The 20,968-nt window shown below is 71.8% G+C and carries 19 protein-coding genes, 3 tRNA genes and 1 other RNA gene; 10 read left to right on the top strand and 13 right to left on the bottom strand.

Annotation, left to right across the window (positions count from 1 at the left end; genetic code table 11):
* The 5 genes from Q5530_RS05120 to ffs all read right to left on the bottom strand — a co-directional run bounded on the left by Q5530_RS05120 (position 1) and on the right by ffs (position 3,969).
* Positions 1-486 (bottom strand): uridine kinase family protein, encoded by a 486-nt coding sequence (locus tag Q5530_RS05120; protein ID WP_415361015.1) that lies wholly within the window; start codon positions 484-486, stop codon positions 1-3.
* On the bottom strand, positions 483-1,076 hold the full coding sequence (recR, locus tag Q5530_RS05115; RefSeq protein WP_380632356.1) for a recombination mediator RecR: 594 nt from the start codon (positions 1,074-1,076) through the stop codon (positions 483-485). Before recR ends, Q5530_RS05120 begins: the two co-directional genes overlap by 4 nt.
* Positions 1,076-1,423, bottom strand: coding sequence for a YbaB/EbfC family nucleoid-associated protein (locus Q5530_RS05110; protein ID WP_344034248.1), 348 nt, complete (start codon positions 1,421-1,423; stop codon positions 1,076-1,078). The genes recR and Q5530_RS05110 overlap by 1 nt, the downstream gene beginning before the upstream one ends.
* Before the next feature lie 53 nt (positions 1,424-1,476).
* Positions 1,477-3,819 (bottom strand): DNA polymerase III subunit gamma and tau, encoded by a 2,343-nt coding sequence (locus Q5530_RS05105; protein ID WP_415361014.1) that lies wholly within the window; start codon positions 3,817-3,819, stop codon positions 1,477-1,479.
* A gap of 55 nt (positions 3,820-3,874) precedes the next feature.
* Positions 3,875-3,969: signal recognition particle sRNA small type (gene ffs, locus Q5530_RS05100), an RNA gene on the bottom strand.
* Positions 3,970-4,059: 90 nt separating this feature from the next.
* On the opposite strand from ffs, the gene Q5530_RS05095 reads away from it, so the two are divergent.
* Positions 4,060-4,356, top strand: coding sequence for a hypothetical protein (locus tag Q5530_RS05095; protein ID WP_380632364.1), 297 nt, complete (start codon positions 4,060-4,062; stop codon positions 4,354-4,356).
* Entirely contained in the window at positions 4,350-4,622 is a 273-nt protein-coding gene (locus tag Q5530_RS05090) for a hypothetical protein (RefSeq protein ID WP_415361013.1), read from the top strand. The genes Q5530_RS05095 and Q5530_RS05090 overlap by 7 nt, the downstream gene beginning before the upstream one ends.
* Here the strand turns inward: Q5530_RS05090 and Q5530_RS05085 are convergent.
* Together Q5530_RS05085 and Q5530_RS05080 are read right to left on the bottom strand one after the other, a co-directional pair.
* On the bottom strand, positions 4,619-5,560 hold the full coding sequence (locus Q5530_RS05085) for an iron-siderophore ABC transporter substrate-binding protein (protein ID WP_415361012.1): 942 nt from the start codon (positions 5,558-5,560) through the stop codon (positions 4,619-4,621). The two genes, Q5530_RS05090 and Q5530_RS05085, sit on opposite strands and share 4 nt — an antisense overlap.
* 115 nt (positions 5,561-5,675) lie before the next feature.
* A complete protein-coding gene (locus Q5530_RS05080; protein ID WP_415361011.1) occupies positions 5,676-6,803 on the bottom strand; it encodes a M35 family metallopeptidase in 1,128 nt (375 codons plus the stop codon).
* 378 nt (positions 6,804-7,181) lie between these two features.
* On the opposite strand from Q5530_RS05080, the gene Q5530_RS05075 reads away from it, so the two are divergent.
* Positions 7,182-7,266, top strand: a tRNA-Ser gene (locus tag Q5530_RS05075).
* 180 nt (positions 7,267-7,446) lie between these two features.
* Positions 7,447-8,571, top strand: coding sequence for a hypothetical protein (locus Q5530_RS05070; RefSeq protein WP_415361010.1), 1,125 nt, complete (start codon positions 7,447-7,449; stop codon positions 8,569-8,571).
* Between the two features lie 46 nt (positions 8,572-8,617).
* Here Q5530_RS05070 and Q5530_RS05065 read toward each other — a convergent pair whose 3' ends face one another.
* On the bottom strand, positions 8,618-11,014 hold the full coding sequence (locus tag Q5530_RS05065) for an endonuclease/exonuclease/phosphatase family protein (RefSeq protein WP_415361009.1): 2,397 nt from the start codon (positions 11,012-11,014) through the stop codon (positions 8,618-8,620).
* A gap of 711 nt (positions 11,015-11,725) precedes the next feature.
* Between Q5530_RS05065 and Q5530_RS05060 the strand changes: the two genes are divergently transcribed.
* Positions 11,726-11,938: a hypothetical protein gene (locus Q5530_RS05060; protein WP_380632376.1), complete on the top strand. Its 213-nt coding sequence runs from the start codon at positions 11,726-11,728 to the stop codon at positions 11,936-11,938.
* 253 nt (positions 11,939-12,191) lie between these two features.
* On the opposite strand, the gene Q5530_RS05055 is transcribed toward Q5530_RS05060, so the two are convergent.
* Positions 12,192-12,617, bottom strand: a complete 426-nt coding sequence (locus Q5530_RS05055; RefSeq protein ID WP_415361007.1) for an SMI1/KNR4 family protein — start codon at positions 12,615-12,617, stop codon at positions 12,192-12,194.
* A 132-nt stretch (positions 12,618-12,749) separates the two neighbouring features.
* Positions 12,750-12,826: transfer RNA gene (locus Q5530_RS05050), tRNA-OTHER, on the bottom strand.
* Between the two features lie 832 nt (positions 12,827-13,658).
* Here Q5530_RS05050 and Q5530_RS05045 point away from each other — a divergent pair.
* Together Q5530_RS05045 and Q5530_RS05040 are read left to right on the top strand one after the other, a co-directional pair.
* Complete coding sequence (locus Q5530_RS05045) at positions 13,659-14,729, top strand: IS630 family transposase (protein ID WP_415361006.1); 1,071 nt, start codon at positions 13,659-13,661, stop codon at positions 14,727-14,729.
* Positions 14,730-15,178: 449 nt separating this feature from the next.
* Positions 15,179-15,355, top strand: coding sequence for a hypothetical protein (locus tag Q5530_RS05040; protein WP_415361005.1), 177 nt, complete (start codon positions 15,179-15,181; stop codon positions 15,353-15,355).
* A gap of 65 nt (positions 15,356-15,420) precedes the next feature.
* Here Q5530_RS05040 and Q5530_RS05035 read toward each other — a convergent pair.
* The 3 genes from Q5530_RS05035 to Q5530_RS05025 form a co-directional block, all read right to left on the bottom strand.
* A tRNA-Ser gene (locus Q5530_RS05035) sits at positions 15,421-15,505 on the bottom strand.
* 152 nt (positions 15,506-15,657) lie between these two features.
* A complete protein-coding gene (locus Q5530_RS05030; RefSeq protein ID WP_415361173.1) occupies positions 15,658-16,092 on the bottom strand; it encodes a nucleoside deaminase in 435 nt (144 codons plus the stop codon).
* Positions 16,093-16,115: 23 nt separating this feature from the next.
* Positions 16,116-16,604 (bottom strand): tRNA adenosine deaminase-associated protein, encoded by a 489-nt coding sequence (locus Q5530_RS05025; RefSeq protein WP_415361004.1) that lies wholly within the window; start codon positions 16,602-16,604, stop codon positions 16,116-16,118.
* An 89-nt stretch (positions 16,605-16,693) separates the two neighbouring features.
* Between Q5530_RS05025 and Q5530_RS05020 the strand changes: the two genes are divergently transcribed.
* The 3 genes from Q5530_RS05020 to Q5530_RS05010 all read left to right on the top strand — a co-directional run bounded on the left by Q5530_RS05020 (position 16,694) and on the right by Q5530_RS05010 (position 20,935).
* Entirely contained in the window at positions 16,694-17,929 is a 1,236-nt protein-coding gene (locus tag Q5530_RS05020; protein WP_415361003.1) for a M20 metallopeptidase family protein, read from the top strand.
* A gap of 291 nt (positions 17,930-18,220) precedes the next feature.
* Entirely contained in the window at positions 18,221-19,189 is a 969-nt protein-coding gene (locus tag Q5530_RS05015) for a prephenate dehydrogenase (RefSeq protein WP_415361002.1), read from the top strand.
* Between the two features lie 9 nt (positions 19,190-19,198).
* Positions 19,199-20,935 (top strand): hypothetical protein, encoded by a 1,737-nt coding sequence (locus Q5530_RS05010; RefSeq protein WP_415361001.1) that lies wholly within the window; start codon positions 19,199-19,201, stop codon positions 20,933-20,935.
* Positions 20,936-20,968 lie beyond the last annotated feature (33 nt).

Raw genomic sequence — 20,968 nt, 5'->3', positions numbered from 1 at the left:
TCAGTCCACCGTGACCACGCGGGTCGCCCGCGCCCTGGTGCCGTCCACGGCGAACCAGCCCCGCTCGAACGCCTGCCAGCGCTCCAGGTGGGCGCGGCTCGCCGCGCCGTCCCGGGCCACGGCCCTGGCCAACCGCTCCGCCGGGTCCGGCAGCTCCACCCACACGGCCTCGTCCAGGCGTGGCGCGATGGCGCGCCGCGCGGCCGACACGCCCTCGACGACCAGGACGCCCGACACCGGCACGGTGACCCACCCGCCGAGCCTGGGCCAACCCTCCGACCAGTCCATGCGCCGGTAGCGCCCCGGCTCCCCCCGCCACAGGGGTTCCAGGACGCCGTGCAGCAGGCGCGGCCACCACGCGACCGGGTCGGTCCACGTGGCGAAGTGGTCCGTCGGGACCACGGATGCGCCCAGCTCCCCGGCCAGCCGCGCCGCGTAGGTCGACTTGCCCGAGCCGGACGGGCCGTCGACCGCGACGAGCCTCACATGCTGCGCCGGCCGGACAGCGCCCGACCGAGGGTCAGCTCGTCGGCGAACTCCAGGTCACCGCCCATCGGCAGGCCCGAGGCCAGCCGGGTGACGGTGAGGCCGGGGAAGTCGCGCAGCATCCGCACCAGGTAGGTGGCGGTCGCCTCGCCCTCGGTGTTGGGGTCCGTGGCGATGATGATCTCGTTGACGTCCGTGCCGATGCGCGTGAGCAGCTGCTTGATCCGCAGCTGGTCCGGCCCGACGCCCGACAGCGGGTCGAGCGCGCCGCCCAGGACGTGGTAGCGCCCCTTGAACTCCCGGGTCCGCTCCACCGCGAGCACGTCCTTCGGCTCCTCCACCACGCAGATCAGCGTCAGGTCGCGGCGCGGGTCGCGGCAGATGCGGCAGGTCGTCTCGGCGGAGACGTTGCCGCACACGTCGCAGAACACCACGCCGTCCTTGACCTTCTGCAGGGCGTCCTGGAGCCGGCCGATGTCGGCCGGGTCCGCGGCGAGCAGGTGGAAGGCGATGCGCTGCGCGCTCTTCGGACCGACGCCCGGCAGGCGGCCGAGCTCGTCGATCAGGTCCTGGACGGGCCCCTCGTACATCAGCCGAACAGCTTCCCGAGACCGCCGAGGTCGTCCATCCCGCCCATGCCCGCGGCCAGCGGGCCCATCTTCTGGGCGGCCAGCTCCTGGGCGGCTCGGTTCGCGTCGCGCACGGCGGCGACGACCAGGTCGGACAGCGTCTCGACGTCGTCCGGGTCGACCACCTTCGGGTCGATCTCCAGGCGCTTGAGCTCACCGCCGCCGGACACCACCGCGGTCACCAGACCACCGCCCGCGGTGCCGGTCAGCTCGGATTCGGCCAGCTCCTGCTGGGTGGCCGCGAGCTTCTGCTGCATCTCCTGCGCCTGCTGGAGGATCTGCTGGATGTTGGGCCCACCGGGTTGCACCGCGGGTTCCTCTCTTCCGGGTTTGCCGCCGTTCACCAGCGTAGCCGCGTCGATCAGCCCTTCAACGGGCGAGCACCCAGCTCGTCGGCCAGGAGCTTGAGCACCACGGCCTCCGGGTCGAGTCCCCGATCGCCCTCCTCGGTCGGTCGGGCGGCCTCGGCGAGCATCTCCTCCTCGTCGACCGGTTCCGGCGGGAGGGGGTCGTCGGGCTCGGGCGGTTCGGGCGGCGGCGGGATGTCGTCGGCGGGCGCCGACGAGGCGGACGGGGCCTGCCGGGACGGCTCGGGCCGGCGCGGCTGGGCCGCCTGGCTGGGCCTGGTCGGGGCGGGCCGCTGCGGTTTCTGCTGCACCGGGCGGGTCGGGGCGGCGCTCGGCTCGCCGTGGACGCACTTCACCTGCCACGTGCCGCCCAGGACCTGGGCGAGGGCGGCGGAGATGGCGTCGACGTTGCGCGGTTCGGCCAGGCGGCGGGCCAGCGGGGCGGACGGGTGGGTCAGGGTGACCACGCTGCCGTCCACGTCGGACACCGCGGCGTTGGTGAGCATCGCCTCGGTGCTGCGGCTGGTGCCCCGGACCACGCCCAGCAGCTCGGGCCAGCGGCGGCGCAGCTCGGCCACGTCGAGGCCGGCCGGGCCGGCGGGTGCGGGGTGTTCGGCGGGTGCGGGGTGTTCGGCCTGCGGGGCGGGCGCGGGGCGCTCGACCGGTGCGGGGCGTTCGGCGGGTCGTTCGGCGGCCGGCCGGGTCGGGGGCGTGGCCGGGCGGTCGGCCGGCGGGGTCGCCTGGGCCGGGACCTGCGGCGCGGCGGACGGTGCCGCCGGGTGGTCGGCCGCCGGGTGGGCCGCTGCGGGTTGGGAGGCCGCTGGGGAGGGCGCCGGGTGGGGCGCTGCGGGCTCGGGCGTCGCGGGCCGGGGCGCGGCAGACGGTGCGGCCTGCGGTGTGGCGGCCTGCGGGCCGGGAGCCTGCGGGCTCGGAGCCTGCGGCGGGGCAGCCGGTGGCCCGGCCTGCGGTGCGGGCTGGTGCGCGACCGCGTGGTGCGCGACCTGAGGTGCGGGCTGGGGTGCGACCTGCGGTGCGGCCGCGTGGTGCGCGGCCGGCTGGGCGGTAGAGGGTGCGGCGGAGTGGTCCCCGCCGGCCTGCGGGGCGTCCCCGGGCCGCTGCGAGGGGCGCTGGAACGTCCGACCGGCGGGCGCGCCGCCGTTCCCGGCCGCACCCCCGTTCCCGGCCGCGCCACCGGCCGGCGGGCCGTGGCGCTCCAGCTGCTCGACCCGCTGGAGCAGGCCCGATTCCACATCGCCCACCGAGGGCAGCAGCATCCGCGCCACCACCAGCTCCAGCAGCAGCCGGGGCGCGGTGGAGCCGCGCATCTCGGTCAGGCCCTGGTGCAGCACCTCGGCCCACCGGGTGACCGTCGCGGGCCGGGTCGCGTCGCGCTGGGCCGCCATCTTGGCCAGCTCGTCGGCGGGCGCGTTCACCAGGCCGCGCTCACCCGCGTCCGGCACCGCGTGCAGCAGCACGAGGTCGCGCAGCCGGTCCAGCAGGTCCGAGGCGAACCGGCGCGGGTCGTGGCCCGCCTCCACCAGCCGGTCGACGGTGCCGAACACCGTCGAGCCGTCGCCGGTGGACAGGCCGTCCACCACGTCGTCGATCAGCGCCACGTCGGTCACGCCGAGCAGCGAGATCGCCCGCTCGTACCGCACGCCCTCCGGCCCGGCGCCGGACAGCAGCTGGTCCATGACCGACTGCGTGTCGCGCGCCGAACCGCCACCCGCCCGGATGACCAGCGGGAACACCGCCGGCTCGACCACCACGCCCTCGGCCGCGCAGTTGCGCTCCAGCAGCGCCCGCATGTCCCTGGGCGGGATCAGCCGGAACGGGTAGTGGTGGGTGCGCGAGCGGATGGTGGGCAGCACCTTGTCCGGCTCGGTGGTGGCGAAGATGAAGATCAGGTGCTCGGGCGGCTCCTCCACGATCTTCAGCAGGGCGTTGAAGCCCTGCGTGGTGACCATGTGGGCCTCGTCGATGATGAACACCCGGTAGCGCGCCTCGACGGGCGCGTAGAACGCCTTGTCGCGCAGCTCGCGGGCGTCGTCCACGCCGCCGTGGCTGGCCGCGTCCAGCTCCACCACGTCCACGCTGCCCGGCCCGTTGGGCGCGAGGCCGACGCACGAGTTGCAGTCGCCGCACGGCTCGGGCGTGGGGCCCTTCACGCAGTTCAGCGAACGCGCCAGGATGCGGGCGCTGGAGGTCTTGCCGCAGCCGCGCGGCCCGGAGAACAGGTACGCGTGGTTGACCCGGCCCGCCCCCAGGGCGACGCGCAGCGGATCGGTGACGTGCTCCTGCCCGACGACCTCACCGAAGGTCGCCGGTCGGTACTTGCGGTAGAGGGCGAGCGCCACGTCGGCGACCTTACCGGGAGGGTCCGACACCCCCGTCGGGCCCGGTGGGTGAGACGAAAGGGGACCCCGTGCACCCACCAGAGCCCACTTATCCTTGCTGCCTTCCGGCCCTGGGGAGGTTCATGGGATGTGTGCCGCACGAGGTCCGCAGTCAGTGTAGCCAATGCCCCTGGACGACCTCGCGGCGGGCACGGGAAACTCTTCACCGACATCGGTAACTCCCGGTGAAGGAGGAACGCCATGAGGGTCCTGCTCCTCGCGTGCGCCACCCTGCTCCTCGCCGCCGGCACGGCGGCGGCCGACCCGGTCGTGCCCAGGCACGCCATCGTCGTCTGCCAGACGGCGAGCTTCTACGGCAACTACGACCACTCGTCCGGTCCGGTCCAGTTCAAGCGGACGCTGACCTACGGCAACAAGATCGGCCACACGCCCGGCGCCCACCCCGTCTACAACGGCTGGGCGGCGAGCATGGACTTCGGCCCCAACGACTGGGGCTACCTGCGCGCCGAGTGCATCGGGGGGTACGACTCGTGGTGACCAGAGCGCTGCTCGTGGCGGCGGTCGCCCTGGTGGCGACCGCCGCACCCGCCCAGGCGGCCAACGGCACCGTCGGTGAGCGCGAGACCGTGTGCGCGACCGACCTCTACGTCCGCACCGCGCCCAACGACGGCCCGTGGATGGGCACCCTCTACCGGGGGCAGACGTTCCTGGTGAAGGGTCCCAAGGTCGGCAACTACGTCTACGGCTTCGCCTACGGCCACATCAACGCGAACGGCTGGGTGGCCGACGGCTGGTTCTGCTAGAGCCCGAGCGCCCGGCTGAACAGCGGCACCGCGTTGTCCAGCGCGTAGGCCGTGCCGAGCGACGAGCCGCTGGAGAAGGCGTTGACCAGGGCCTTGTCCTCCAGGACCAGCGCCTTCTCCGGCACCAGCGGGTTGCCCTTCAGCGCGCTCGCGTCGCCGCCGATCGGGAACAGCACGGTCAGGTCGGCGGCGAGCAGGTCCAGCCGCTCCGCCGAGATGTCGACGTAGAACGAGCCGGACGCCAGCTCCTCGACCTCCCGGCGCGGCGTGAAGCCGATGGCCCTCATGAAGTCGGTGCGGGCGTCGCCGGAGACGTACGCGCCGAACTTGCCGTCGAAGTACGCGCCGACGACGGTGGTCTTGCCGTCGAACTTCCGGTTGTCGGCGAACTTCGCCTGGAGGTCGCTGATGATCTTCCGGCCCTCGTCCTCCTTGAACAGGGCCTTGGACACCAGTTCGACCTGCTGCTCCCAGGTCGTGCCGTACTGGATCACGTCCTTCGGCGCGCCGATCGTGGGCGCGATCTTGGCCAGCGTCTCGTACTTGGCCTGGTCGTTGTCCGACCGGGTGTTGAGGATCAGGTCGGGCTGGAGCGCGGCGACCGCCTCGTAGTCGATCTCCGTGGTGCCCAGCAGCTGCGGCGCCTGCCGGTACAGGCCCTCCGCCCACGGGCCGACGCCCTTGCCGCCGAACCCGAGCCAGTCGCTCGCGCCCACCGGCTGCACGCCCAGGGCCAGCGCGGTCTCCGCGTCGGACCAGCCGAGCGCGACCACCCGCGTCGGGGGCTCCTCGACGGTGACCGGGCCGAACCGGGTGTCGACCGTCACCGCCCCCGGGGCGGCGCCCTGCCCGCTTTCCGGGTTTTCCCCGTCGTCACCACCGCCGCCGCAAGCGGCCAGCAGCAGTGCGGACAGGACGACCACGAGACCACGCTTCACCTTGCACCTCCTTAGGTGAGCCTAACCGAAGAAATGGTTGTGACCGCACACAAGGGGTGGCGCTGTGACCAAGGCGTCGCCCGGACCCGACCGGCGGCCGGGTCCGGGCACGCGTTCAGGACGTGGTCTCGGCGAAGTACTCGTAGTTGTCCGCGTTCCGCACGGCCTTCCCGGGCTCCTCCTCGGCCAGCCGGAGCGCGGCCTCGGTGCCGTAGACGTGGTCCTCGGTGTGGGCGGCCGCGTGGCTGAGCTCGTGCACGACCGTGCCGGCCTTGGAGTCGAGACCGGTCATCTCGATCCGCCAGAACACCGGGCACAACCACACGGCTTTCGCGTCGAAGTAGGTGTAGGCGTAGTAGTCGTCCCGGCACCCCTCGCCGTGCGGGGTGTAGGTGATGGTCTCCTGCGTGAAATAGCGCAGGACGGCGCCGTAGGAATCGTGCACGCGCTGGTAGCGGTTCTCGCCGAAGGCGCCGAACCACTTCTTGTAGCGCCGCGGGGGCGCCTCGCCCTCGGGCACCTCCCGGAACGCGTCACGCGTGTAGCGGAAACCCTGCTCGTGCGCCCTGGTGATCTGCCTCCGCTCGGTGTCCGTGCCCCCGTCGAACGCCGGCGGGTTCGGCTCGGCGCGCCCGGCCGGGGTCGCGGCGGAGCGGCGGGCGGTCTCGCCGCCGGTGATCCGGGCCGGGCCGCCGGGCAGCACGCGGAAACCCACCGCGACCGGCTCCAGCGCGACCCCGGCGAGGTCGGCGCGGGCGCGGGTCGACGGGGCGCCGGTGACCACGTCGCGCAGGCGGGCGTCGAGGGTCGCGGTGTAGTCGCCGGGCTCGGTGATGGCGAACGCCGAGGTCAGGTCGAAGGACGCGTGGACCGCGCCACCCGCCGGGACCGGCGCGTACGAGGCGGCGGACGGGTCGCCGCGCTTGATCGAGCGGCCGTCGTAGGGCACCTCGACGCCGGCGCGGTGGACGCGGACGAAGCGGAGGGTGCCGCCCTCCAGCGGGGTGTCCCACACCAGCACCGACACGTCGCGGTCGGTGGCGTTGCGCAGCTCGAAGTCGAGCACCACGGGATCGCCGAGCCGGTGCTCGGGCGCGGTGGTCAGGGAGACGGGGAAATCGGTGGTCACGGAATTCCCGATCGCGTTCGGACCCGGCGTCGCGGCGGCGGTGGCGGCGGTGGCGCCGGTCAGGAGCAGCGCGGTCAGCACGGCCACCGGGGCGGCGGACCTCTTCTTCGCCATTCGGCTTTCCCCTCACGGGATTCGACGGGGTTCCCCGCTCCCCGCGAACCGGGACGCGGGCGGACCAGCCGAACGTACGAGGTGCTCCGCGAGGAGTTGAGGTGCGCATTTCGGGATCACCCGGCGGGAACGGCCGGTTCAGCCGTCGGGACCCGAACACGCCGTTCCGGTGACCGCCGGCTGCCACGGGAGGGGGACGCTCGCGCGACCGGGTCCACCCGGGCGGGTACTACCGCCGAACCCGTCGCCGTCCCCACCGAACCCGTCGCCGCCGTCACCACCGGCCGGCGAACCCGTCGCCGTTCCCACCACCCGCCGGAGAACCCGCGCCCACCAGCCGTTTTGGGCGGGGAGCGGCCGTCCGTTAGACTTCCCGGCGGAGGATTCGCATAGTGGCCTAGTGCGCACGACTGGAAATCGTGTTGGGTTAACCCCCTCACGGGTTCAAATCCCGTATCCTCCGCTGGCCGAGGGCCCCGACACCGCGTGTCGGGGCCCTCGCCACGTTCGGGCCCTCGCCACGTTCGGGGCACACCCGTTGCCCCGCCCGGTTCGACGTGGGCACCCTGGGTGCACCAACCCACCGGATCGCCGACCGACGTCGCGACCGACCGGCCGGCGCACGAGCCGCCGAGGTGCTCCCGTGCCCCACGATCGGACGACCCCCGAAGAAGCGGTCCCGCTCCCCCTCCGCGCCACCCGCGCCGCACCACGCGCCCGGGCCCGACCGGGGCCGGTCGGCGTTCCCGGTTTCCTGGCGCTACAACGCGCCGCCGGGAACCGGGCGACGGCCCTGGCGGTCCAGCGGGCGGCCGACCCGAAGGAAGGGCTGTGGAGCGCGGACACCGATCGCCTCATGGCCACGAAGAAGGCGCAGACGGGGAAGAAGAAGGTGTGGAGCGGCGAAGCGGTGTCGTTCAGCCCCGGGTTCAAGGGGAAACTGATCAACGACAAGTGGCTCAACTCGAAGGTCCTGGTCACCGACCGGAGCCACACCAAGGAAGCCGTCCGGACGTTCCACGACGATCCCCACGTCGGCAACTGGCTCCCCCTGACCGCTTTCCAGATCGACCACATCCTGCCCTGGGACAAAATCAAGAGTTCCCTGTGGGAGATCGCGAAGTGGGCGGACAGAAACGGAGGGGACATCAAGTCCTGGAAGGAGACGATCAAGAAAGAGAAGCGAGGGATCACTTTTGAAGAACTCTTCCTGGACACAGGAAAATACGGCTGGTACCCCACGCTGTTCGCCGCCAAGATGTACTACCACAACGTGGAGAACCTACAGCCGATGGAGGGTTCCCTCAACGCGGCGAAGGGCGCCAGCAGGGACGAGGCGCTCAAGGAGTACGTCGATAAAATCGCGGAGGTGGGCGATGACCAACTGGTGCTGGAAAAGCGCTTGACCAGGTACTACCTCACCCTGCTGCACCACGTGCAGACGATCGGGCACCACGGCCGGGGCGAACACGACAAGCAGGCGTGGGAAAAATTGGAACACCTGTTGGAAACAATGAGCGACACAGCCGATGACCTGAAAGTTCTCCACACCGAGGCGCGATCGGGTTCCGGCACCGCCACACCGAAGAGCAAAAAGTGGATCCGTGAACCCATCGACACCCCGTCGACACCGAAGCAACTGCGAAGGACTCTGCGACCACCTTCTTCCGACGCCACCGCCGCTCTCGGCGAGAACCACGAACTCAACACGGCGTTCTACGGGCATTCCGATTCAGAGGAGAGGGAATCGAGTTCAGAGAGCGACTGAGGGGCGGCCCCGTCCGGGACCGCCCCTCTCGTGCGTCGTCGCGCCACTACCGGGGGAGGCACTCCAGGACGTCCTCCAGCAGGAAGACGACCTTGTCGACGCTCGCGTTGCCGGTGCTCGGGCGCAGCTTCACGACCTGCGGGTCGTGGTCGCTGGCCTGGTCGGCGAACTCCGCGTTGATGTGCACCACGTCGTAGCGGTAGCGGGTGATGTTCGAGCTGATCAGGATGTGGTCGAGGGTCTGCGAGTTGCCCTCGAACACGTAGCTGTACCGCTCGGCCTCGGGGAGGGTGTTCATCAGGGCGACGACCTGCCCGCCCGCGGTCAGGGAGTTGACGACCGGGGAGAACTGGTAGTCGTTGATGTCGCCCGCGAGGACGACGTTGGCGCCCTTGTCGACCGCCTTCACCCGGTCCACGAAGCCCTTGAGCAGCGCGGCCTGCTGGAGGCGCTGCACCTCGGAACCGCGGGTCGGCTCCTGGTAGCGGCCGTGCATGGCCTGGTCGCCGCCCTTGGAGTTGAAGTGGTTCGCGACCACGAAGACCGTGCGGCCGCGGAACTTGAACTCGCCGACCAGCGGCTTGCGGCTGCTGCCCCACGCCGGGTCGGCGGGCGCGATGCGGCCCGGCGACACCGACAGCGCCGCGCGGCCGTGCTGCTTGACGACCTCGACCGGGGTGGTGGCGTCGCCGCCCGCGCGGTCCACGAAGGACACGCGGTCCGGGTTGAACAGGAACGCGACCCGGATGTTGCCGCCCGGCGCGCCGCCGTCCGCCCCGTCGACCGGGTTGATCTGGCGCCACCGGTAGCGCGGGCCGCCCGCGGCCGCGATGGCGTCGGTGAACCTGGTGAAGGTCGCGTCCGCGGCGACCGTGCCGTCGTTGGTGGTGCCGTTGTCGTCCTGGATCTCCTCCAGCACGACCACGTCCGGGCTCGCCAGGTTCGCCACCACGGCGGCGGCCAGGCGGTCGAACTTCGCCTGGTCGTTGGTCGCGGCCAGGTTCTCCACGTTGTAGGTGGCCACGGACAGCTCGTAGCCGCGCTGCGCGTCGGTGACCTCCGGCTGGAGGCCGCCCGGGACGTGCTCGCCCACCGACTTGGCCGCGAGGACGTAGCCGCCGAAGTTGGCGTACTCGATGTTGCCGAGGGTCGCGCCCCGCCAGGTGTCGCCGACGTTGCTCTTGGTCGGCGTCGCGCTGCCCGGCTTGACCTTGATCCGGCCGTTGTTCGGCCGGTCGTAGCCGAGGTAGATCGTGCCGCCGCGCGCGGTCGGGTTCTGGTCCGGCGCGAGCGTCACGAAGGTCTCGTTGAAGTTGTTGGTCGGCCCGACCACGCGGAGGTCGTCGGCCTGGACGTACATGCCCTCGCGGGACTCGAAGTAGTCCAGCGCGTAGGTGGCCGGGTCGAGCGGGAGCTGCTCGATGGAGCCGCCGCCCGCGGTCGGCAGGTAGCCCGCGGGGACGGAGAGGACCTCCGGCGCCGGCAGGGCGTTGCCCTTGGACCTCACGGTGACCGCGGCGCCGGTCAGCTCGGTGAGGGTCTGGAACGAGTTGGCCGCCGTGTCCCCGTCCGGCCGGTACTCGGCGACCGTGCCGGTGACCAGCACGTCGTCGCCCGGCTCCACGGTCGGGTTCAGGCCCGCGGTGTAGACGAACAGGCCCTCGCTGGTGCGCGGGTCGGCGTCCGGGGCGGTGTCCTGGAACCAGAAGCCGCGGTCACCGGTGGTGCGCACGGCGGTGACGACGCCCGGGACGCCCGCGACCCGCCGGCCCGCCAGCGGCGAGAGGCGGGTGGTGCCCTGGATGTCGCGGATGCGCTTGTCCCCCGGCTCGGGGTCGGGGTCCGGGTCGGGACCGCCCGGACCCTGGCCGGCGGAGTTGACCGGCGTCGGCGCGCCCACGGCGAAGTCGGCGGCGTTGTCGTCGGTGTCGGTCAGCGCGGTGCGCGCGGCCGAGGTGGTGTTGCCCAGGTTGCCGGTGGGGGTGCTCTCGCGGACCACGGTGGACGTGCCGTAGCCGACCAGGTCGCGGACGCGGGTGTCGGTGCCGCAGTCGGCGGCGGTCTTGCAGGTCAGCGCCGCGGTGCCGGTGACCAGCGCGATGGTGCCCCCCGTGCCGCTCATCGCGGTGGTGCCGGTGGCGTCCGGGGTGGGCAGCTCGACCGTGCCGCCGGTGCCCTTGGCCTGCCCGACGAGGAACCTGCCGCCGGGGGCGATCGAGCCGGTCAGCGGGGTGACCTGCCACTGGCTGCTCGGGCTCGCGGAGGCGGGCAGGTACTGGACGCTCCAGCCGTCGACGGCGACCGGGGCGGCACCGCGGTTGGCCAGCTCGACGAAGTCCTGGGTCAGGGTCGCGCCGGAGTTGCCGCCGCCGCCGTAGACCTCGGCGACGAGGGCGTCCGGGCTCGGGGCCGCGAGGATCGGCGTGGCGAGGGCTAGCGTCACGGCCGAGGCGGCGGTGACCGCTACTCCGAGGCGGAGCGGAGTGGGTCTCAAGGGGTCCTCCGGAAGTTGGCGGGTGCGCGCATCCTCCCCGGATCGAGTGAACGGCGGTAGTCACCGTCACTAACTGTTGACCCAGCCCACCCTCTCGAACGTGTGTTCGAGTGGTGAGGTAGAGTGCCGAACGCGCATCCGATCGGTGGCCCTCCCAGCGCCGACCCGGGTGCGGTGCGCACGACAGGGGCGCCGACCCGGCCTGACGAGGTGCGGATCGGCGCCCCTGTGCCATTCCGGAGCGCGTTGCCGACCTGTTCCGGCACGGCCGTCCGCTGTTCGCGTGAATCCCCGCGTCACCGCTGGCGATCATTTCGGCGGGGGTTTAGCATTGCCTGGAGATGTGCTGCGGTCGCCCGACCTCCCGGGCCCACCGTCATCAAGCTGCAACGCTCTGACCAGCGCACTTCGGTCACTTAAGGTGTGAGGTAAATCACACCAGAGGATATACCCCAGCGGACGGTGTCGATCTCGTGACGCTCCGCTGTGCCGCGTGGTCCGGGAGTGTGAATTCACCGGTGATGCCCTTGCCCAGGACCCCCGGTCGGGTTTACAACGGGAATACCGGTGTGGCGATCGCCGGCCTCCGGGGATATCCCCCATCTTACCGGATGATCCATTGATCGGAATTCGAGCGGACCCCGGCTCTACGCTCCTCCCATGACAGCTCTTGCCGGCGCCTACCCGTGGGCGTTCGTGGTCGTCGTCGCGCTGGTCCTGGTCTTCGTATTCGGCGTCGTGTGGCTCGTGCTGAGCAAGAAGGGCAAGAACGACGAGGTGGTCATCCGCCTCTTCCCGAAACCGGAGATCACGATCGGCAGAACCGTCAGCCGACAGCGGCAGGTGACGGCGCCCCGCCAGGGACGCCGATAACCGACCCCGCCGCCCCGGCAGCGCGGCCGGGTGCGGCGGGGCAGGGTCGCGAGGGAGACCGGGCAGCGGTTTCCCTGGACGCGGCCTAGGGGGGCGGTTCGGGGAGCCGCGTCCCCGGGAAGCGATCCAGAGCGGCAGCCCGGAGCAGGACGGGGTCCACCCGCGCGGCAGCGGGTGGACCCCGTTCTCGGTCGGTGGGGTGGAACTGTGAACCCGCTTTGAACCCGGGGGCGGAACTCCCGTGGTTGGGGGTTCAGCAGGGCTCCAGCCCAGCCAGGAACCCCACCCAGCTCTCCGCCAGTTCGACCAGGTCCTCCTCCGCCGGAGGCCGCCCCTCATCAGCTTCTTCGTGGTCCCAGAACCACACGGTTCCGCGGTCGCCCGACCTCAGCGAGATGGCGTAGAGGTTGCCCGCGCCATCATCGGCGACCGGCAACAGCCACGAGGGCACCCGGTCCCGGTAGATCTCCAGGACTTCCCACGTGCTCGTCTGATCGGGCACCGGGCCCAAACCGAAAACCGAATCAACCCCGCGGTCGTTCTCCTCCAGCTGACCGCCGTCCTGCTCCAGCAGGTAGTCGCGGTACTCGTCCGGCAGGGCGTGACCGATTCGTTCTTCCAGCCGTGCGAGCAACCCGGGCTCAACCGGGGGCTCGCGGCGAAGGTACTCGACCGGCATGGCTGACCACTTCCCCTTCTTCACCGGGCTCGCACCCCGGAGTGCCGAACCGTCGAGGAGCGGACCGCGACCACAGAGCCACCAAACGCCAGAGCCCCGGTTGCCGTGATCGGCAACCGGGGCTCTGAGCAGCGGTGGCGGTGGGATTTGAACCCACGGAGGCTTTCACCTCACACGCTTTCGAGGTCTGCGACCGTCCGTCCGCCACCATTCCTCAGAGTTCGTGTCCGCAGGTCAGAGCCTATTGGTACCTGATCCAGGGAGCTCAGCGAACGGCGCTGAACAGAGCTGGACGCACGACAACTGAGACGACCCGTCACCACTACTGTCCATTATGGACATCCTGCTTGCTGTACTTCTCGCTCGTGCGGCCGGCCTGGAAGTTGGTAACAGTAGCGCCAGCCGACTTCGGTCACCCTACCTGCAACCCTCCACTCGCTACCTCAACTGGTAGCCCGTTTGGACCGCCGGGTTCCCACACTTGGCCACCGAGACGTGACCCGGGCCTTGAGAGACCCACGCGCCGTAGTGATGGTCCCCGTTGGGGCACAGGTTCACCGCACGGAACTCGGTGCCGGGCATGTCCGCTGTGCAGCGCCATGTCCATGTCGCCCCTTGCCAACTAGGGGTCCCCTCGCAGGACGCCATCGGAGACACTTCGCCGGCCACCGCCGACGCCGAAGCCGTTCCAGTACCCAGCAATGCCGCAGCCGCGACAAGTGGAAGCACGGTCAACAAAGCTAAACGAGCCATCACTGTTCCCCGTTTCAGCGCCCGCACCGTGCAGGCAGCAGTAACCACTTTCCACTATTTTCGCGCTAATTCCAGAAATCTGAACGATCTCTACCCAATCGGCTCAGTCGGTCCCGAAAGTTTGCAACGGACGGTAGAACCGTGTCCCGGTAACTGCGGCAACCGTGCAGGTCAAAGGATTACCTTTGATCACGAGGTTACCGATCGAAACGGTACAGAGGTTGAATTCGCGTTGGCGGGCGGAACTGGCCCCGTGACGTTTCTTGATCGTCGCGGTATGCCGAGTGGATGAGGTATGCGCAGGGTGGTGGCCTGACGCCCCGTGAGCAGCGGGCGCGGGAGCGGATACGGCTTCAGGCCGGTGAGTGGTTCGCCCAGGGGAAGAGGACCGCGGTGGTCGCCGCGGAGTTGCGGGTCGGGGTGCGACAGGTGGAGAAGTGGCGCCGGTCCTGGCGCGAGGGCGGCCTGGAGGCGCTGCGCTCGGCGGGGCCGATGTCGGTGGAGCGGCTCTCCCCTGCCCAGTGGGAGCGGCTGGTGCGGGAGTTGACGCAGGGTCCGTTGGCGCACGGTTGGGACGAGGGCGGGGGTTGGACCCTGGGCCGGGTCAGGACGGTGATCGGCCGGTTGTTCCGGATCGGCTACACCGTGCAGGGTGTCTGGCGGCTGTTACGGCGGCACGGCTGGTCGGTGCAGGTCCCCGCGCATCGGGCGATCGAGCGTGACGACGGGGCGGTCGGGGTCTGGCACGAAGAGGTGTGGCCCTGGGTAAAGACTCGCGGCGGACCTGGGCGCCGTCATCTGCTTCGAGGACGAAGCGGGCCAGGGGCTGAGACCGCCGAAGGACGCAGCTGGGCGCCACGCGGTCGGACCCCGGTGTTCACGGTGCGCGGCCGTCGTGCGGGTTGGGTGTCGATCGCCGGGGTGCTGTGCTTCACGCCCGACGCCAGGCCGCGTCTGCTCTACCGGCTGCGTCTGTGGCACGGGCGCAAGGGCGAGCGGCGCGGCTTCACCTGGAGCGAGTACCGCGACCTGATCGTGGCCACCCACAATCAACTCCACGCCCCGATGGTGTGGATCTGGGACAATCTCAACGTCCACAAGACACACGAGCTGACCGAGTTCATCGACGCGAACCGGGACTGGTTGCACGTGGTGCACCTGCCCTCCTGCGCGCCGGAGTTGAACCCGACCGAAGGGGTGTGGTCGCTGCTCAAGCGGTCACTGACCGACTTCGCCGCCGCCGACCTCGACCACCTGGTCCGCGTGGTCAAACGCAAACTCAAGAAGATCCACTACCGGCCCGACGTACTCGACGGCTGCCTCGCCCAGACCGGCCTGATCCTCACGACAACAGCATGATCACACCAACCGCCATCGCTCTTTTAACCTCTGTATCGACGGGTTCTACAATACCGAACGCATCCAGAAGGACCTCGGCCGGCTCAGTCCCGACGAGTACGAAGCCGCCTGGCACGCCGCCCAAACAGAGCCAACTACCATCCCGGCATCACCGACCCGATCCAGGTAACAACCACCTCGGGTTATCGGGGGAAGCTCAGCTGTTGCCGCTCGGAGTCCCGGACCGGACGGTCATGGGCATTATGGGCTGGTCCAACACCGCGATGGCTGCGCGTTACCAGCACATCACCGCTGCCATCCGTCGGGATGTAGCTCAGCACGTTGGAGGGCTGCTATGGAAGCCCGCCGATGCAGACGGTGAGTCGGACAGTAGCGGGCGTGCAGACAAAGCCCTAGGACAGTAGGCCATATGGCGTAACACACAGACACTTGTCTACGACGGACAGGTCGTGAGCATCAGCGTCAGAAACACCGGCACCAGTGTCCCGGACGTCTACGAGAGCGGGCACAAGATCAAGGTTCACGATGGGCAGTTGCAGGTGTACGACGGCGACAGCACCGTCATCGCGATCTACGCCCAGGGGCACTGGCGTGCTGCGGCACAGGACGACAGCACAGCGAACTGAGACTACAACTGAGACGAGACGTCAGAGCCCCGGTTGCCGTGATCGGCAACCGGGGCTCTGAGCAGCGGTGGCGGTGGGATTTGAACCCACGGAGGCTTTCACCTCACACGCTTTCGAGGCGTGCTCCTTCGGCCGCTCGGACACGCCACCGCCGAGAACAATACAAGACCGGCCGGGGGTGATCCAAATAGGGGTCGGTTCGCATCGGAGGTGCTGGTCAGAGGGGTGGAGCGGAGGTCAGGAGGCACGGAGCGGGGGCAGAAGGGCGGGGCGGGGACAGAGGTGTGGAGCGGGAGCGGAGGTCAGAGGTTGCGGAAGAAGGACTCCATCAGGGCCGCGCACCTGGCCTCCAGGACGCCACCCACCACCTCGGGTCGGTGGTTGAGCCTTCGGTCGCGGACCACGTCCCACAGGGAGCTGACGGCGCCCGTGCGGGGTTCCCAGGCTCCGAAGACCAGCCGGTCGACCCTCGACAGGACCAGGGCGCCGGCGCACATGGTGCAGGGTTCGACGGTGACCGCCAGGGTGCAGCCGGTCAGGCGCCAGCCGTCGCCGTGTGCGGCGGCGGCGGCTCTCAGGGCCAGCACCTCGGCGTGGGCGGTCGGGTCGCCCAGGGCCTCGCGGGCGTTGCAGGCCCTGGCCAGCTCCCGGCCGTCCGGGCCGTAGACGACCGCGCCGATGGGGATGTCGCCGGTCTCCGGAGCCCGGGCGGCGACCTCCAGCGCGGCCTCGACCATGGCCTCGTACGGCTTGCCGGTGGTCACGCCTGGATGGTGTCCAGGACCTTGGTGAACTCGTCGGCGAAGCCGCACCGCTGGGCGACCATCTGGAGCTGCTCGTCCGGGTACAGCTCGACCTCGTCGACGATCACCTGCAACTCGTGCTGCGGCATCCCGACGTCGGCCAGGACGGCGAGGTCGCCCTCCGGCCACAGCTCGTCGTCCTCCTCGTCGGGCGGGTCCACCCGGAGCAGGTCGAGGACGTCGGCGGCGATGTCGTAGTCCAGCGCCGCGGCGGCGTCGGACAGCAGCAGCGCCACGCCGCCCGGGACCGGGCGCAGGATGATGAAGAACTCGTCGTCCACCGCCAGCATCCCGAAGACGGCACCCGTCGAGCGCAGTTGGCGCAGTTCCGTGATGGCCGCGTCGAGTTCTGACAGCGCGGAGCTGTCCATCTTGCTGCACCGCCAACGACCGTCCTCGCGGACCACCGCGACAGCGAAGCCGTTGACCGGCTCCTGGTGTGCCATGTGCACACCGTAGGGCCACGGCCACCACGTAGGTAGCACGGGGGCCGCAGGCGCGGGCGACCGGGGCCGAGCGGTGCCACTATCGTGGGATGAGCACAACTCTGCCGCACACCTCGACGACCGCTCCCGAGCCCAGGTTCACAGGGCTGGTGGAGGCCGCCCGAGCCCTCCAGCCGAGGACCGTGGCGCTGCGCCGACAGGTGCACCGGCACCCCGAGCAGGGCTTGGACCTGCCCGCGACCCAGGCCGCGATCCAGCACTCGCTGTCCGGCCTGCCGCTGGAGGTGACCACCGGCAGCTCCAGCACCTCGGTCACCGCCGTGCTGCGCGGGGCCAGGCCGGGGCCGACCGTGCTGCTGCGGGGCGACATGGACGCCCTGCCGCTCCAGGAGGAGACGGGCCTGGCCTACTCCTCCGAGGTCGACGGCACCATGCACGCCTGCGGCCACGACACGCACGTCGCCATGCTGGCGTCGGCCGCGCGCCTGCTGTCCTCGCGGCGCGAGGCCCTGTCCGGTCAGGTCGTGTTCATGTTCCAGCCGGGCGAGGAGGGCCAGCACGGCGCCCGGCACATGCTCGACGAGGGCGTGCTGGACGCGGCGGGCACGCCGGTGGAGAAGGCGTTCGCCCTGCACATCACCTCGACGCTCCAGTCCGGCGTCGTCATCAGCCGCCCCGGCCCCACGATGGCCTCGGCCGACACCTTCCACGTCACCGTCACCGGCCGCGGCGGGCACGGCGGGATGCCGCACGACGCGGTCGACCCCGTGCCGCCCGCCGCCGCCCTGGTCGGGGCGCTCCAGACGATGGTCGCCCGGCGGGTCAGCGTGCACCAGCCGGCGGTGGTCACGGTCGGCCGGATCGCCGCGGGCACGACCACCAACATCATCCCGGAGACCGCGCTCGTGGAGGGCACGATCCGGACCCTGTCGGAGGAGACCAGGGACCTGGTGCACCGCGAGCTGCCGAAGGTCGTCGAGCACGTGGCCGCCGCGCACGGCTGCACCGCCGAGGTGACGATCGTGCCCGGCTACCCCGTCACGGTGAACGACGACGAGGTCGGCCGGCACGTGGTGGACGTGACGGCGTCCGCCCTCGGCGCGCGGTGGGCGGCGCCCATGGAGGACCCGCTGATGGGCGCGGAGGACTTCTCCTACGTGTTGCAGCGGGTGCCGGGCGCGATGGCGTTCCTGGGCGCCTGCCCGCGCGGGGTGGACCTGGCGCGGGCGGAGCCGAACCACTCCAGCCGGGTGCTGTTCGACGAGGCCGCCATGGAGCACGGCGTGGTCGTCTACACCGCTTTCGCGCTGGACGCCCTGCGGTGACGGGGCGAGCGGTGGGCGGGCGCCGACGCTGAGGAGACCGGCGCTGGGGAGACCGGCGCTGGGGAGACCGGCGCTGGGGAGACCGGCGCTGGGGAGACCGGCGCTGGGGGAACCGGCGCCGAAGGGACCGGCACTGAGGAGACCGGCGAGCGGCGCGGTCGGGGTCGTGGTCATGGCTCCGACCGTGCCGGCGGCCGGGTGGGGGTGCGAGCGGCGATCCGCGATCTGTGGACAACTGCCCGGGGCTCGGACGAGTAGGGCTCGGGCGGCGTCGCCGGCAGGATGTGGGTCGTGCGAAGCGTGTGCGTGGTCGGGCTGGGGTTGATCGGCGGTTCGGTGCTGCGCGCGGCGGCCGCGGCGGGTGCCGTGACCTGGGGCGCGACCGCCTCGGACGAGGACGCGGAGGCCGCGCGCCGGGACGGTCACGACGTCCTGGACCTCGCCGCGGCCCTCGAACGCGCGGTTGTGCAGGACGCGCTCGTCGTCGTGGCGGTTCCGCTGCCGGCTGTGGAGAACGTGCTGCGGGCCCTCCCGGGGGGCGTCCGCCTCACCGACGTCGTCAGCGTCAAGGGCCCCGTCGCCGACCTCGTCGCGCGCCTCGCCCCGCACGCCCGCTACGTCGGCGGCCACCCCATGGCGGGCACGTCCCGGTCCGGCTGGGACGCGGGCCGCGCCGACCTGTTCCACGACGCCGCCTGGGTCGTCACCGCCGAGGACGGCACCGACCTCGACGTCCTCGCCGACGTCGTCGGCCTGGCCCTCGCCGCGGGCGCCCACGTCGTACCCACCACCGCCGCCGAGCACGACGCCGCGGTGGCCCGCATCTCCCACCTCCCGCACCTGCTCGCCGCCGTGCTGGCCAGCGTCGGCGCGGACGGCGGCCCGCTCGCCCTCGCCCTGGCCGCGGGCTCGTTCGGCGACGGCACGCGCGTCGCGGGCAGCCGCCCCGAGCTGGTCCTGGCGATGTGCCAGGGCAACCGCGCCGCGCTGCTGGGCGCCGTGGACGACGCGCTAGGCCGGCTCGGCGCGGCCCGCGGCTCGCTCGCCTCGACCGGTGGCCTGGCCAAGACCGTGGAGGCGGGCCACGCCGCCCGCCTGGCCCTGGAGAACGGCCCCGAGCTGACGGGCACCACCATCGACCTGACGTCCCCGGACGCCCTGGAAGCCTTGCGCGACCTGGGTTCCCGCGGCGGTCGCGTGGTTGGGCTGAACGGCTCAACCGCGCGCGTACTCACACCGCGAGCACACGACCGGCCATAAAGTCGGCCCGTGGAGCGCCGCGAGCTCATCGCCCTGGTCGGCGGTATCGCCCTGCTCGGCGGCACGGTCGCCCTCCTGCGCGACGAGTCCGCTCCACCGCCCCCACCGGTCTTCGAGCGCTTCCTCGCCGACGGCGTCGAGCACGTCCCGGACGCGCACGAGCCGGGCGCGCCCACCGACCTGGAGCTGACCGCCCTCGACCGCACCAGCCTGCGCGCGAGCTGGACCGCCACCGGGGGCCTCGGCCACGGCGGTTTCGAGGTCCGCTGGAACGGCGGCACGCGCCTGGTCCAGGGCACCGAGACCGAGCTGACCGATCTGGACGTGAACGCCGACGTCGCCGTGGAGGTCCGCGCGGTCGACGGGCTGGGCAACCGCTCCGGACCCGCCACCGCGACCGCCGTGCCGCGCCTGGCGCACGACGCGGCCCCGGAGGACGGCCTGTTCGAACCGGTCGACCGGTTCGACGGCCCGGAGTCCCTCTCGCCGCGCCGCTGGCGCGTCCTGCCCGCCACCATGCCCTACGACACCCGCGGCGCGAGCACCGACTGCCTCGGCCGGCGCCCGTTCAACGGCGGGCGGCTGGAGGTGGCCTGCGACCTGCTGGAGCTCCAGTCGAACGTGCCGCTGGCGCTGGGCGAGCCCCACCCCGGGGACGGCGCGGTCGGCAGGGCCGTCCTCACCACCGACGGTCCGCTGACCTCCGACGGCGAGGTGTCGATCGCCCTGCTGCCCGAGCCGTTCCAGGACCTGGCCGCGCTGGGGGACAGCCTGCCGCCGGGTGCGGTCGTCCTGCGCGTCACGTCCACCGCCGTGCGCTTCGACGTCGGCGCGGGGGTGCCCGCGACCGGCGGGGTGGTGCCCGCGGCGGGCACGTTCACGCTGCCCTCCTCGGGCGTGCGGCACCGCTGGGAGCTGCGCGTGCTGCCCGACGCCGTGGTGGCGCTGCGCGACGGCGTGGCGCTGGCCGGCGCGCCGGTCGCGGTGCCCTGGCGGGTCGCCCACCCGCGCCTGGTGTTCCGGGAGTCCCGCGGCACCCTGCTGGACTCGTTCGGCACGGGCGGCGTCCCGGCGGGCCCGCGGCCCGCCTCGGTGGTGGCGCTCGGCCGCAGTCGCGTGGACCTGGGCATCGCGACCCCGGCGCAGCTGGCGGGCGGCACCTCGGTGCGCGTGGTCGCCACCCTGTTCGCCGGTTCGGGCCCGCCGGCGACGCTGGAGTTCGGCTCGCTCTCCGCGCCCGCGACGCCCATGCCGCCCGAGGACGCCTGGTCTCACGAGACCGTGGTCTACGCCGACTTCCCGCTGGAGGAGAGCGACGAGCTCCGGAGCGTGCGGCTGCCGACGGGCAACATCGGGTACCTGGCCGGCGCCCACCTCGTGGTCGCGGACGGCCTGGACGCGCGCCGCCCCCTGCCCCGGGTCACCGATCGCCCGTCGCCCGCGCCGGAGGTCCCCGCGCCGACGGTCACCGTGGTGCGCGAGGGCGACGTCGCCCGGGTGGTCGTCGAGCTGGCCGACCCGACCGCGCGCGAGGTGGCCGCGGTGAAGGGCGTCGAGGTCGACTTCGACGGCGAGCGGATCGCCACGCTGCCCACGAACGGGTCGGCCGGCGGGCGGCACGAGTTCGCGCTGCGGCTGGACGACGTGCCCACCGGCGGCCACGACGTCGTGGCGCGGGTGCTCCCGGTGGACGGGCGCGGCGAGGTGCGCCGGGCGCAGCACAGCTTCCAGATCCGACCGCTGTAGGTCTCGGCTCCGCAACGACGTGGTGACCGGCGT

Origin of the sequence: Saccharothrix sp. BKS2 (assembly GCF_047689505.1) — a bacterium.
Taxonomy (GTDB): Bacteria; Actinomycetota; Actinomycetes; order Mycobacteriales; family Pseudonocardiaceae; genus Actinosynnema; species Actinosynnema lopnurensis.
This window is presented reverse-complemented; position numbering and strand designations above follow the sequence as displayed.

What these genes read in the sequence shown, in the direction of transcription:
- Q5530_RS05025 (WP_415361004.1), bottom strand. Translation starts at nt 16,604, where the DNA reads ATGGCACACCAGGAGCCGGTCAACGGCTTCGCTGTCGCGGTGGTCCGC.
- Q5530_RS05095 (WP_380632364.1), top strand. Translation starts at nt 4,060, where the DNA reads ATGAGGGTCCTGCTCCTCGCGTGCGCCACCCTGCTCCTCGCCGCCGGC.
- Q5530_RS05080 (WP_415361011.1), bottom strand. Translation starts at nt 6,803, where the DNA reads ATGGCGAAGAAGAGGTCCGCCGCCCCGGTGGCCGTGCTGACCGCGCTG.
- recR (WP_380632356.1), bottom strand. Translation starts at nt 1,076, where the DNA reads ATGTACGAGGGGCCCGTCCAGGACCTGATCGACGAGCTCGGCCGCCTG.
- Q5530_RS05030 (WP_415361173.1), bottom strand. Translation starts at nt 16,092, where the DNA reads ATGGTCGAGGCCGCGCTGGAGGTCGCCGCCCGGGCTCCGGAGACCGGC.
- Q5530_RS05045 (WP_415361006.1), top strand. Translation starts at nt 13,659, where the DNA reads ATGAGGTATGCGCAGGGTGGTGGCCTGACGCCCCGTGAGCAGCGGGCG.
- Q5530_RS05055 (WP_415361007.1), bottom strand. Translation starts at nt 12,617, where the DNA reads ATGCCGGTCGAGTACCTTCGCCGCGAGCCCCCGGTTGAGCCCGGGTTG.
- Q5530_RS05060 (WP_380632376.1), top strand. Translation starts at nt 11,726, where the DNA reads ATGACAGCTCTTGCCGGCGCCTACCCGTGGGCGTTCGTGGTCGTCGTC.
- Q5530_RS05020 (WP_415361003.1), top strand. Translation starts at nt 16,694, where the DNA reads ATGAGCACAACTCTGCCGCACACCTCGACGACCGCTCCCGAGCCCAGG.